Source organism: Salinispora pacifica DSM 45544 (genome assembly GCF_000378845.1).
GTDB lineage: Bacteria > Actinomycetota > Actinomycetes > Mycobacteriales > Micromonosporaceae > Micromonospora > Micromonospora pacifica.
On sequence record NZ_KB905359.1, the window covers coordinates 4,259,706 to 4,273,353 of the forward strand.

Here is a 13,648-nt window from a genome sequence, read left to right on the forward strand (position 1 = left end):
AGGGCAGGATCTACACTCGGAGGTGGAGTCGCAGACCCGAGGAGGAGCCCCGCGGATGAACGCCGACGAGATCGCCGCTGGACGCAAACGCTGGCAGGACCGCTACGATGCCGCGCGTAAACGGGACGCCGACTTCACCACGCTCTCCGGGATGGCTGTCGCCCCGGTGTACGGGCCGCCGGAGGGGGTGGACCACCCCGGCTTCGAGCGGATCGGCTGGCCGGGTGAGTTCCCGTACACCCGTGGCCTACACCCGACCGGGTATCGAGGGCGGGCCTGGACCATCCGGCAGTTCGCCGGCTTCGGTAACGCCCGGCAGACCAACGAGCGCTACAAGATGATCCTGGGCGCGGGGGGCGGTGGGCTCTCCGTCGCCTTCGACATGCCCACGCTGATGGGCCGTGACTCGGATGACCCGCAGTCGCTCGGTGAGGTCGGGCATTGCGGCGTCGCGGTGGACAGCGCCGCCGACATGGAGGTGCTCTTCGACGGCATCGACCTGGCCGGGGTCACGACGAGTATGACCATCTCCGGGCCGGCCGTCCCGGTCTTCTGCATGTATCTGATCGCTGCCGAGCGGCAGGGCGCCGACCTCTCCCGCCTGGACGGCACCCTGCAGACGGACATCTTCAAGGAGTACATCGCACAGAAGGAGTGGCTCTTCGACCCGGAGCCGCACCTGCGCCTGATCGGCGACCTGATGGAGTACTGCGCCGGGGAGATTCCCCGGTACAAGCCGCTCTCCGTCTCCGGTTACCACATCCGGGAGGCGGGCTCGACGGCCGCGCAGGAGCTGGCGTACACCCTCGCCGACGGCTTCGGCTACGTCGAGCTGGGCCTCTCCCGCGGCCTCGACGTGAACGTCTTCGCACCGGGCCTGAGTTTCTTCTTCGACTCCCATGTGGACTTCTTCGAGGAGGTCGCGAAGTTCCGTGCCGCTCGCCGGATCTGGGCTCGCTGGCTGCGCGACGTCTACGGTGCCACCAGTGAGAAGGCGCAGTGGCTGCGCTTCCACACGCAGACCGCCGGGGTCTCACTGACCGCGCAGCAGCCGGTCAACAACGTCGTCCGGACGGCCGTGGAGGCCCTCGCGGCCGTACTCGGCGGCACCAACTCGCTGCATACGAACGCCCTCGACGAAACCCTGGCACTGCCCACCGACGAGTCGGCAGAGATCGCCCTGCGGACCCAGCAGGTGTTGATGGAGGAGACCGGGGTGACCAACGTGGCCGACCCGCTGGGCGGCTCCTGGTACGTCGAGGCGCTCACCGACAAGATCGAGGCCGAGGCGGAGGAGATCTTCGCCCGGATCCGGCAGCTCGGCGGTGAGGGACCGCACGAGATCGGTCCGATGACCTCGGGAATCCTCCGCGGCATCGAGGATGGCTGGTTCACCGGGCATATCGCCGAGGCGGCGTTCGCCTACCAGCGGGCGCTGGAGAAGGGCGAAAAGAAGATTGTCGGGGTCAACTGCCACACCGGCACCGTCGCCAAGGACCTGGAGATCCTGCGGATCTCGCACGAGGTCGAGCTGGAACAGCGGCGCACCCTCGGCGAGCGGAAGGCAGCCCGGGACGATGCCGAGGTCAGCGCGGCGTTGGAGCGGATGGTCGCGGTCAGCCGGACCAGCGGGAACATGATCCCGGCGATGCTCGATGCGGTCCGTGCCGAGGCGACCCTGGGCGAGATCTGTGACGCGCTGCGCCTCGAGTGGGGCGTCTACCGCGAGCCGGCTCGCTTCTGATGGCCGGTATCCCGTAGGCGCGGCGGGGAGGTGTGGTGACCTGCGTGAGAACCGTGACCTTCGGCGTCACCGAAGGGCGGGGATTGGCGTCACCCGTGCGAGACTAGGTAACCATGAGCGACCCACGGATCACCCCGTCGATCTTTACCCGCGGCGCGGTAGACCTCAGCGCGCTGCGCACCCCCGAACCCTCCCCGGCCCCCGCGCCTGCCCAGTCCAGCCCGTCCGATGACGGCCCTGGGAGCGCTGCCCCCGTCATTGCTGTCACCGAGGCGACCTTCCAGGCCGAGGTCCTCGAACGGTCGCTCAGCACGCCGGTGGTCGTCGACTTCTGGGCCGAATGGTGTGAACCCTGCAAGCAGCTCTCGCCGGTGCTGGAGCGGCTCGCCGTCGAGGGCGGCGGCGCCTGGGTGCTGGCCAAGGTCGACGTGGACGCCAACCCCCGGCTGGCGCAGATGTTCCGGGTGCAGGGCATCCCGATGGTGTACGCGGTGGTCGGCGGCCAGCCGGTTGACGCGTTCTCCGGGGTGGTGCCCGAGGCGCAGCTACGGCAGTGGATCCAGGCGGTTCTCAAGGCTGGTGGCGCGAGCGTGGCCGAGACGGCCGATCCACGGTTGGACGAGGCCGACGAATCGCTGCTCAACGGTGATCTGGACGCGGCGGAGCAGGCGTACCGCAAGATCCTGGCCGAGACGCCGTCGGACGCCGCGGCGGAGGCGGGGCTGGCCCAGGTCGGGCTGGCCCGCCGGGCCGCCGGTGCCGACCCGCAGGCGGTGCTCGCCACGGCGGCAGCGGCCACCGACGACATCGACGCCCAGCTGCTCGCCGCCGATGTCGAGGTGCTTGGCGGGATGGCGGAGCAGGCCTACCAACGGCTGGTCGGGCTGGTTCGCCGCACCGCCGGTGAGGACCGCGAGAAGGTGCGTCAGCACCTGGTCGGCCTCTTCACCATCGCCGGCCCCGACGATTCCGCGGTGGCGCTGGCCCGTCGGGCACTGGCCAGCGCCCTGTTCTGATCCAGTCATGTCGGCGCGGGCCGGTGCGCCGACCGGCCCGCACGAGCTTGAGGACGGGAGCCCATGACGCGCCGGTTCGCCGTCCTCGACGCGCCCACCAACCTCGGGCTACGCCCACCCACCGCCACCTCGGTGCCGGGCTGTGGCAAGGCTCCTGGCGCCCTGCGCGACCAGGGCCTGCTCAGCCGGCTTCGGGCCCGGGATGCCGGCTGCCTGACCCCGTCCCGGTACGACCCGGGCGACTGGCGGCCCGGCGATGGCGTATGTCACGCGTATGAGATAGCCAACTACTCGGTGGCGCTCGCCGACCGGATTGGCGCGGTCATAGATCGAGGCGAGTTTCCGCTGGTGCTCGGCGGGGACTGCTCGGTCGTGCTCGGCTCGGCGCTGGCCATGAACCGGCTCGGTGCGGCGGTGGGGGGTCGGGTCGGGCTCGTCTTCGTCGACGGGCATTCGGATTTTCGGCACCCCGGCAACGCCTCCTACGTGGGCGCGGCCGCCGGTGAGGGGTTGGCCCTGGTCACCGGTCGCGGTCAGCTGGATCTGACCGCTATTGAAGGCCGGCGGCCGTACTTTCGGGATATCGACGTGGTGGTGCTGGGCATCCGGGCGCAGGACGACTATCGGCTCGACCTCCAAGCTGCCGGGATCACCACCCGACCAGTGCCGGCGTTGCGCGCGGAGGGTGCGGCCCGCACCGCGCAGTGGGCACACGACCAGCTCACCCACTGTGCCGGCTACTGGCTGCACGTTGACGTGGATGTGCTGGACCCAGCTGTGATGCCCGCCGTTGACGCTCCCGACCCGGGCGGGATCGCCTTCGCCGAACTGGAGAGCCTGCTTGCCGGCCTGGTCGACACCCCGCACTGCCTCGGCGTCGAGCTAACCGTTTTCGACCCGGACTACGACCCGGACGGATCGTACGCCGCGGAGATCGTTAACACCCTGGTCGGGGGCCTCCGCCCGGTCACCGCGCCGGGATCGGTCCCGCCCCGGCGGCCTACCGTCGCCCTACCCCGGCGGGGGTCGGAGCGCCGCCGGAGCTCGGAGCAGCCGGCTCTCCTCGTCAACCGGGGCGGGCCGGCAAAGGTGGCGCAGCCGCCGGAGCCGCTGACCGGCGCGGGGGTGCCTGTTGCTCCCGAAGTGCCGGTTGACCCCGAGGTGCCCGCTGATCCGACGGCGCCGGCAGGCCCCGGGCGTCGGTAGGCCGCCAGGAGACGCCCGCCGGCCGGGAGGCGACCAACCAGATCACGGCCCACAGTCGGCCGCCTCGGGCAGCCCGCAGCCGTGCTGCGGGGTGTCCCGAAGAGTGGCGCCCGGTTCCGGGCCCGCCCCCAGCTGGAGGCCGAGACGCCGAAGACCGGCTCCGATTGGGTGATGAATATCCGGAGGCGGGGTAATCCGGGGGTGGGTCGACCCCTATCGCAGTAGGTGAAAGACGGCAGTCCCGAACCGGACGCCCGGATGATGGTCCGCCGACCAAGGCGCGGATAGGCAGGGCCTAGGCTGGGCGCAGAGTGACCCACGACGTGGTGGGTCGAGGGGAGTGGCACCGATGGACCGGCGTCCGGCTACCAAACCGGGACCCGACCTCCGGCAGGTTGATACCGGCCGGGACGACAACTTCGATTCGGCGACCGATTCCGACGGGTTCGGTGACGTCGAGACTGGTATGACCGGCTTGACTGGTTCGAGCATCGACTCGATCTACGACCTGGGCCTGCCCGCCAATGCCCTGGGGGAGGACGCCGAGGATTCGGACTTCGACGAAACGGTACCCAACGCGGAGCGCTTGGTGGCGCAGGCGATCGCGCTCGCCGGCGACGACCACGACTCGGCGTCGCTGGTTCGCCGTTACTGGCGGTTCGCACCCGATGAGGAACTGATCGGCTTCACGGCTGAGGAGATGCTCGACTCCGTCCGCACCCACCGGGAACTGGCCGAGCAGCGGGTACCGGGCGAACTCAAACTGCGCATCCACGAGCCGGATGCCGACCAGCACCACTCGGTGGTCGAGATCGTCACCGACGACATGCCCTTCCTGGTGGACTCGGTGACAGCCCTGCTCAACTCGCATCACCTGGATGTGCACCTGCTGGTCCATCCGTTGTTGGTGATTCGGCGCGAGCCGCTGGGCCGGCTGATCGAGGTGGCCGCCGACGTGGAGCCCGACGAGGTGACCACCGGTGGCCTGGTCGAGAGCTGGATGCGGATCGAGATCGACCCGGTCCGGGACGCGGCGGACCGGGACAACCTGCGTCGGGAGCTGCAACGCGTGCTCACCGACGTGCGGGAGGCGGTCGAGGACTGGCCCAGGATGCGCCAGCAGGCGCTGACGCTCGCCGACGAGCTGGCGGCCGCGCGGAACAGCGAGAATCGGCCGCCGGTGCCGGAGAAGGACATCACCGACTCGGTCGAGCTGCTGCGCTGGCTCGCCCACGACCACTTCACCTTCCTCGGCTACCGGGAGTATCGCCTGGTGGACTCCGAGGGGGAGACAGGCGGCCAGGCCCTGCGCGCGGTGCTCGGCACCGGCCTCGGGATCCTGCGCTCGGATTCCACGGAGTCCCGGGCGTTGTCGTCGATGACGCCCGAGGCGCACGAGCGGGTTACCGAGAAGCGCCTGCTGGTCATCACCAAGGCGAACTCCCGGGCGACCGTGCACCGATCCGCGTACCTGGACTACATCGGCTTCAAGGTGTTCAACGAGGCCGGCGAGGTGGTCGGCGAACGTCGGTTCATCGGTCTGTTCGCCACCGCCGCGTACCGCACCAGCGTGCAGGAACTGCCGGTGGTACGGCGCAAGGTGGCGGAGGTGGTCGATCGGTCCGGTCTGAGTCTGCGCAGCCACTCCGGCAAGGATCTGCTGCAGATCCTGGAAACCTATCCGCGCGACGAGCTGTTCCAGATCAAGACCGATGACCTCTACCACGCGGTGATCGGTGTGCTGCGGATGGCGGGCCGCCGGCAACTGCGGGTGTTTCTGCGCCGGGACGCGTACGGACGCTTCATCTCCTGCCTGATCTATCTGCCGCGGGACCGGTTCACCACCCAGAACCGGCTGCGGATGCAGGACATCCTGCTGCGGGAGCTGAACGGGGTCGGGGTCGACTACACCACCCGGGTTACCGAGTCGATGCTGGCTCGGGTGCACTTCATCGTGCGCACCGACCCGACCAAGCCGCCGGGGGATATCGACGCCGACCTGCTCGCCGAGGAGTTGGCCGACGCCACTCGTCTCTGGGACGACGACTACCGGCTGGTGCTGGAGCGCAAGCTCGGCGACGAGCAGGCCAAGCATCTCTTCTCCCGGTACGCCGACGCCTTCCCGGAGGGCTACAAGGACGGGCACACGCCGTACGAGGCGATGAAGGACCTGGCGAAGCTGGAGCTGCTGGAGGAGCCCGGCCAACTGGAGATGCACCTGTTCCGGAAGCAGTTGGCGCCGCGTGCGGCGAGTCGGGTGGCCGGCGGCGACGAGTCGATGGACGTCCGGTTCAAGGTCTACCGGTACGGCGAGCCAATGATGCTCTCGGCGGTGCTGCCGGTGCTGCACTCGCTCGGGGTGAAGGCGGTCGACGAGCACCCGTACGAGGTAGAGCGCATCGACGGTCGGATCTGGCTGTACGACTTCGGCCTGCGGTTGCCGGAGGGGCACCAGGAGCTGGCCGAGGTTCGCCCGCACGTGGAGAACGCCTTCGCGGCCGCGTGGCGGGGCGAGGCCGAGGTGGACGGCTTCAACGCGCTGGTTCTGCGCGCCGGCCTCACCTGGCGGCAGGTGGTCGTGTTGCGGGCGTACGCCAAGTATCTGCGCCAGGCGGGCACGGTCTTTTCCCAGGACTACATGGAGTCGACCTTCATCGCGTATCCGCGGATCGCGGCCCTGCTGGTGCGGCTCTTCGAGGCCCGGTTCGCGCCGGGCTCGACGAGCGCCGAGCAGCGTCAGCAGCAGAGCAGGGAGCTGGTCACCGAGCTGCGTGCCGCGCTCGACGACGTGGCCAGCCTCGACCAGGACCGAATCCTTCGGTCGTACCTGACTCTGATCCAGGCCACCCTGCGGACGAGCTTCTACCAGAAGCGCGTTGACGGGCGGCCGAAGCCGTATGTTGCCCTGAAGCTGGATCCGCAGGCGATTCCGGACCTGCCGGCGCCGCGGCCCCGGTTCGAGATCTTCGTGTACTCGCCCCGGTTCGAGGGGGTGCACCTGCGTTTCGGGCCGGTGGCCCGGGGCGGGTTGCGCTGGTCCGACCGGCGGGAGGACTTCCGTACCGAGGTACTCGGTCTGGTCAAGGCGCAGATGGTGAAGAACGCCGTGATCGTCCCGGTCGGCGCCAAGGGCGGCTTCGTGCTCAAGCAGAAGCCGGGCGACCGGGACGAAGCCGTGGCCTGTTACCAGGAGTTCATCTCCGCGCTGCTGGACGCCACCGACAACATCGTCAGCGGCGAGATCGTGCCGCCGCCGGATGTGGTTCGCCACGACGGGGACGACCCGTACATGGTGGTCGCGGCGGACAAGGGCACCGCCACGTTCTCCGACATCGCCAACGAGATCTCCACGGCCCACAACTTCTGGCTGGGCGACGCGTTCGCCTCCGGCGGATCGGCGGGCTACGACCACAAGAAGATGGGGATCACCGCCCGCGGCGCCTGGGAGTCGGTGAAACGGCACTTCCGCGAGTTGGGGCACGACACCCAGACTGAGGAATTCACGGTGGTCGGTGTCGGCGATATGTCCGGTGACGTCTTCGGTAACGGGATGCTGCTGTCGCGGCACATCCGGCTGGTGGCCGCCTTCGACCACCGGCACATCTTCCTCGACCCGAATCCGGACGCCGCCACCTCCTGGGTGGAGCGCAGGCGGCTGTTCGACCTGTCCCGGTCGACGTGGGAGGAGTACAACCCGGAGTTGATCTCCGAGGGGGGCGGCGTGTTCCTCCGTACCGCGAAGTCGGTGCCGATCTCGCCTCAGGTGCGGTTGGCGCTCGGCATCGAGGACGGCGTGTCCCAGCTCAGCCCGCAGGAGTTGATGAAGGCGATCCTCACCGCCTCGGTCGACCTGTTCTGGAACGGCGGCATCGGCACCTACATCAAGGCCTCGAGCCAGACCAACGTCGAGGTGGGGGACAAGTCCAACGACGCGATTCGGGTTGACGGCAAGGACCTGCGCTGCCGGGTGGTCGGTGAGGGGGGCAACCTGGGCTGCACCCAACTCGGCCGGATCGAGTACGCCGAGGCGGGTGGTCGGATCTACACCGACTTCATCGACAACGCGGCCGGGGTGGACTGTTCGGACCACGAGGTGAACATCAAGATCCTGCTCAACACGGCGGTCGCCGACGGGGAACTGACCGTTGGTGAGCGGGACGAATTACTCGCCGAGATGACCGACGAGGTCGCCGAGTTGGTGCTGCGGGACAACTACGACCAGGCGCGGGCGATCAGCAACGCGCAGGCCCAGGCGCCGTCGCTGTTGCCGGTACACCGGCGGATGATTGTTGACCTGGAGCGCTCAGGTGCCCTGGACCGGGCGTTGGAGGCGCTGCCACCGGACGAGGAACTGGCCGTCCGCATGGAGTCGGGGATGACGGCGCCGGAGTTCGCGGTGCTGCTCGCGTACGTCAAGATCGTGCTTGAGAAGGAGATCCTGGCGGAAGGCTTGGCCGACGAGGAGTGGACGACCGAACTGCTGGTCAACTACTTCCCGACGCCGATGCGGGAGCGGTTCGCCGACCGGATGTCCCGCCACCGGCTGCGTCGGGACATCGTCACCACCATGCTGGTGAACGAGACGATCAACCGGGGCGGGATCTCGTTCGTCTACCGGGTGGTCGAGGAGACCGGGGCGAGCGCCGCCGATGTACTCCGTGCGTACGTGGTGGTCCGCGAGGTGTTCGGGCTGCGCAAGATCTGGAACGCCGTCGAGGAGCTGGACAATCGAGTCGCCCCTGACCTGCAGACCGACGTCTACCTGGACTTCCGGCGCCTGCTGGACCGGGCGGTGCGGTGGCTGGTGACCAACCGCCGCTCTCCGATCGACGTGCCGGCGGAGATCGCGCGGCTGCGTGACGGGGTCGCCCACCTCCTACCCCGGATGGAGACGCTCTTCTACGGCAGCGAGCGGGAGGCGATCGCGGCGCACATCGAGTCTACGGTCGCCAAGGGACTACCGCGGGACCTGGCGCAGCAGACGGTGCGGTTGATGTACAGCTTCGGCCTGCTCGACGTCGTCGAGACTGCGGCGAGCAGCGGACGGGACGTGTCCGAAGTCGCATCGGTCTACTTCGTCTTGTCGGACCGGTTCCGGGTGGACTCGCTGCTGTCGAAGATCTCGCTGCTGCCGCGAGAGGACCGGTGGCAGACACTGGCCCGGATGGCGCTGCGGTACGACCTGTACGCCGCGCTCGCCGCGCTGACCACCGAGGTGTTGGGGGGTACCCCAGGCGATCTGCCACCGGTGGAGCGGGTGCAGCAGTGGGAGCAGTCGAACGCCACCTCGATCCACCGTGCCCAGCGGGCGATGGGGGAGTTCGACGAGTCCCGGGCCGACCTGGCTGCCCTGTCGGTGCTGCTGCGTCAGATCCGAACCCTGGTGCGGACCTCGGCGGCATCCTGACCCGGGTGGTGTCCCGGCGGCCGAGGCACGGCCGCCGGGACCTCCGATCCCTGGGTCATTTGGCGTGGGCCTGGGTGGCGAAAACGACGATGTTGTCCGGGTAGTCGCCGGCCGCCTCGTCGAAGACGCCACCACAGGTCACCACCCGTAGTGCGATCTGGTCCGTGGGGCCGTAGACCAGTTCGGTCGGGAAATCGTTCTTCGGATAGGACCGCACCGACTCGATGGTGAAGTCGACCTGCTCGCCGTCCTCCCGGACCACGCCAACCATGTCGCCAGGTCGCAGGTCACCGAGGGAGAAGAAGACCGCGGGACCAAGCTCTGCCGAGTCGACGTGTCCGACAATCACGGCGTTACCGATCTCGCCCGGGCTCGCTCCCGGCTCGTACCAGCCGGCCAGCTGCGCCTGATCGAGCGGGGGTACCTCAACTGTACCGTCCGGATTGGTCCCGATCTTCATGATCGATGCGTGGACACCGATCTTGGGGATGACGATCTGGCTGGGCACGGAGCGGGGGCGGCCGGAGGGGGCAGGCTGGGCGGCTTCCGGGCTGGTGGCCGCTGCCCCGACTGGGGAGTTGACCAGTGCGGGAGGCTGCGGGGGGCGGGCCGCGGGACCGTCCGGAAGCGATGCCCCGATCAGGCCGAAGCCGGCCAGGGCAAGCAGAACGAGGACGACAGGGCCGGAGGCACGCCACGAGAATCCGTGGCGGCCACCGGCCCGGGTCGTCGTCACCTCAGACCAGGGAACCATTGGTCCGACGGCGAAGCAGCACCAGACCGCCCAGGGCGGCCGCGCCGACCAGACCAGCCCCACCGGCGGCGAGGCCCAAGTTGGTGCCGGCGCTCATGCCGCCGTCACCACCAGCGACACCGCCCCGCGGCAGGACGACCAGTTCGCCCTCGCCACACGAGCCTTCGAGTTTGTAGGTACCCGGCTTGGCATTCCGGTCAACCATGGCTTCGCCGTAGTAGACGTAGTCCCGCTTGTGCTCCCAGCGGTCCCCGCCCCGGTCACCGTGGTCTCCAGCCGCCTGGTGGCCCTTGTAGTCGTAGCCCTTGTAGTCGTGGCCCTTTGACTCGTGGCGCTTGTAGTCGTGGCCCTTTGACTCGTGGCCCTTGTAGTCGTGGCCCTTGTAGTCGTGGCGCTTGTAGTCGTGGCCTTCGCTGCCTTCGCGGGCTTCGCTGCCTTCGCGGGCTTCGCTGCCCCAGCCGCCTTCGGACTCGCTGCCCCAGCCGCCCTTTGACTCGTGGCGCTTGTAGTCGTGGCCCTTTGACTCGTGGCCCTTGTAGTCGTGGCCCTTTGACTCGTGGCCCTTGTAGTCGTGGCGCTTGTAGTCGTGGCCCTTGTAGTCGTGGCGCTTGTAGTCGTGGCTTTCGCTGCCTTCGCGGGCTTCGCTGCCCCAGCCGCCTTCGGACTCGCTGCCCCAGCCGCCCTCGGATCCGTAGCCCTGGTAGCCGTGGCGGGCTTCGCTGCCCCAGCCGCCTTCGGACTCGCTGCCCCAGCCGCCTTCGGATCCGTAGCCCTGGTAGCCGTGGCGGGCTTCGCTGCCCCAGCCGCCTTCGGACTCGCTGCCCCAGCCGCCCTCGGATCCATAGCCCTGGTAGCCGTGGCGCTTGTAGTCGTGGCCCTTGTAGTCGTGGCCCTTGTCTTTCCAGTCGTGACCGCCCTTGCCCCGGTGGTCCTTGCCGTCCCGTCGGTCCTCAGCTGGCCGGAGCGGGACCTTGCCGGTCACCTTCGACCAGACATAGGCGTGCTCCTGCGGCGTCGGGCAGAACTGGATCAGCTTGACCTCCTGGCCGGCCCTGACCGCATGCGGCTTCGCTAGGACCTTGCCTTCATCATCCCGGTGATGATCGTCCGCGACCGCGATACCCGGCGCGCACACGAGCAGGGAGGCGCCACCGAGGGCCGCACCTGCCACGACCTTCCCGAGCAGCTTCTTTGCCATAACGTGCGTCACTCCATCCCCTGTTGTCCTGAACTCGGTGACAACCGAGCTAGGGCAGACGTTAGTCCGTTTCACAACCTATGAAGGAGAAATTTCGTCTTTTCCGACTTTAGGAGCTATGTAGGGTTTGATGACCTTCGGTCTCGATGGGCTGGTGTGCTCTTCCCACGTTGTGCACCTTTATTCCGGCGAGGGTTGACGGTCAGAGTCGCTTCCGTCGAAGGATTGCGATGGAAGCGCTCCCATGGGAGAATCGGCGTACCTAGGGAGCCACACCAGCAGCGGCAGGGGCATCGAGGGCAACCGGTTCGCCGGACGATCATCCTGCCGGTCCGACCGACCTGCATCGCAGGTCTGCAAAGACCACCACCACCCGGTCCAGGACGGCCTCGGAAAATATCCGCTGGCATCGGTGGCTGTCCACGTCGGCATCCACCGGGCCGATCGGCCCGGCCGTCCACGGAACGGTCTCGCCCAAGGAGATCTGTGGCATGAATGTGTGGAGAAGACTCGCCGGCCCGCGCCCGTCCCTCGCGTTGGCCGGCGCGGGCGTCCTGGTCGTGGGCGGGTTGGTGACCCTGCCGGTCACCATGGCCCACGCCGCGACCCAGTGTGAGGTGTCGTATACCACGAATGACTGGCCTGGCGGTTTCACCGCCTCCCTCAGTATCAAGAACACCGGGGAGGCGCTCGACGGCTGGACGCTCCGCTTTACCTTCCCGAACAGCAGTCAGCAGGTTGTGCACGGCTGGTCGGCTCGGTACAGCCAGTCCGGGCAGAACGTCACCGCACAGAACGAGTCGTACAACGGCTCAGTAGCAAGCGGTGCCACGATCGATATCGGCTTCAACGGCTCGTGGAGTGGTAGCAACCCCAAACCGGCGTCGTTCACCCTCAACGAGGTGGCCTGCAGCGGCGGCGGCGGACCCACCACGGCACCGCCGACCACCCCACCCCCCACCACCTCCCCACCCGGAAGCCGGGTCGATAACCCGTACCTGAACGCGGTGGGGTACGTGAACCCGGAGTGGAAGGCCAAGGCCGAGTCGGTGCCCGGTGGCGATCGGGTTTCGGATACGTCGACCGCCGTCTGGATCGACCGGATCGCTGCCATCGAGGGCACTGACGACAGCCAGTCCAACGGACCGATGGGCGTGCGGGATCACCTGGACGAGGCGTTGAGTCAGGGGGCGGACTACATCCAGTTCGTCGTCTACAACCTGCCGGGTCGGGACTGCGCCGCGCTCGCCTCGAACGGTGAACTGGCGCCAGACGAGTTGCCCCGCTACAAGTCCGAGTTCATCGATCCGATCGCGGCAATCCAGAGTGACCCGGCGTATCAGGACCTCCGGATCATCAACATCATCGAAATTGACTCGCTGCCGAACCTGCACGCCAACACCGGCAGCAACCCAGGCGCCACTCCGACCTGTGACCTGGTCAAGCAGAACGGCGCCTACGTCAACGGCATCGGCTATGCGCTGGCCACGTTGGGTGCGATCGGCAACGTCTACAACTATGTGGACGCCGCCCACCATGGCTGGATCGGTTGGGACTCCAACTTCAGCCCGGTCGCCCTGCTCCTAAAGGATGCCGCCACCGCCTCGGGCAGCACGGTCGACAACGTGCACGGCTTCATCGTCAACACCGCCAACTACTCGGCACTACGTGAGCCCTACTTCCAGATCAACGACACGGTCAACGGTCAGACGATCCGCCAGTCCACGTGGGTGGACTGGAATCAGTACGTGGACGAGTTGACGTTCGCGCAGGCGTTCCGGGACGAACTGGTTGGCCAGGGCTTTGACGCGGAAGTGGGAATGTTGATCGACACCTCCCGCAACGGCTGGGGTGGCAGCGCCCGACCAGCCGGCCCCGGGCCGATGACCGATGTCGACAGCTACGTCGACGGTGGTCGAGTTGATCGACGGATCCATGCCGGCAACTGGTGCAACCAGTCTGGCGCGGGCCTGGGCGAGCGGCCGCAGGCCGGGCCGGAGCCGGGGATCGATGCCTACGTCTGGGTGAAGCCACCGGGTGAGTCGGACGGCTCCAGCGAGGAGATCCCGAACGACGACGGCAAGGGCTTTGACCGGATGTGCGACCCGACGTACGAGGGCAACGCCCGGAACGGCTTCAACCCCACCGGGGCCCTGCCCGATGCGCCGATCTCCGGTGCCTGGTTCCCGGCGCAGTTCCAGCAGCTCATGCAGAACGCCCATCCGCCGCTGCCCTGATTTGGAACTCAGCCGCTGGGGTTGTGAGGCGCTTGGGCGGTGGGTTCCCCGAGTCCCGGACCCGATCATTTCGATCGGGTCCGGGG

The 13,648-nt window shown here is 68.1% G+C and carries 7 protein-coding genes; 5 read left to right on the top strand and 2 right to left on the bottom strand.

Annotation, left to right across the window (positions count from 1 at the left end; genetic code table 11):
- The first annotated feature begins 55 nt into the window (after positions 1–55).
- The 4 genes from SALPAC3_RS0119570 to SALPAC3_RS0119585 all read left to right on the top strand — a co-directional run bounded on the left by SALPAC3_RS0119570 (position 56) and on the right by SALPAC3_RS0119585 (position 9,373).
- Positions 56–1,744: a coenzyme B12-dependent isobutyryl-CoA mutase large subunit gene (locus SALPAC3_RS0119570; RefSeq protein WP_018222876.1), complete on the top strand. Its 1,689-nt coding sequence runs from the start codon at positions 56–58 to the stop codon at positions 1,742–1,744.
- Positions 1,745–1,857: 113 nt separating this feature from the next.
- Entirely contained in the window at positions 1,858–2,760 is a 903-nt protein-coding gene (locus SALPAC3_RS0119575; protein WP_018222877.1) for a tetratricopeptide repeat protein, read from the top strand.
- Between the two features lie 63 nt (positions 2,761–2,823).
- Complete coding sequence (locus tag SALPAC3_RS0119580; RefSeq protein ID WP_018222878.1) at positions 2,824–3,966, top strand: arginase family protein; 1,143 nt, start codon at positions 2,824–2,826, stop codon at positions 3,964–3,966.
- 349 nt (positions 3,967–4,315) lie between these two features.
- Positions 4,316–9,373: an NAD-glutamate dehydrogenase gene (locus tag SALPAC3_RS0119585; RefSeq protein ID WP_018222879.1), complete on the top strand. Its 5,058-nt coding sequence runs from the start codon at positions 4,316–4,318 to the stop codon at positions 9,371–9,373.
- Positions 9,374–9,428: 55 nt separating this feature from the next.
- Here SALPAC3_RS0119585 and SALPAC3_RS0119590 read toward each other — a convergent pair whose 3' ends face one another.
- A complete protein-coding gene (locus SALPAC3_RS0119590; RefSeq protein ID WP_018222880.1) occupies positions 9,429–10,109 on the bottom strand; it encodes a class F sortase in 681 nt (226 codons plus the stop codon).
- Between the two features lies 1 nt (position 10,110).
- Positions 10,111–11,325 carry a hypothetical protein gene (locus SALPAC3_RS0119595; protein WP_018222881.1) on the bottom strand — a complete coding sequence of 405 codons (1,215 nt, stop codon included), beginning with the start codon at positions 11,323–11,325 and terminating at the stop codon, positions 10,111–10,113.
- A 491-nt stretch (positions 11,326–11,816) separates the two neighbouring features.
- Here SALPAC3_RS0119595 and SALPAC3_RS0119605 point away from each other — a divergent pair, with 491 nt between their 5' ends.
- On the top strand, positions 11,817–13,562 hold the full coding sequence (locus tag SALPAC3_RS0119605) for a glycoside hydrolase family 6 protein (protein ID WP_026185734.1): 1,746 nt from the start codon (positions 11,817–11,819) through the stop codon (positions 13,560–13,562).
- The last annotated feature ends 86 nt before the right edge of the window (positions 13,563–13,648 follow it).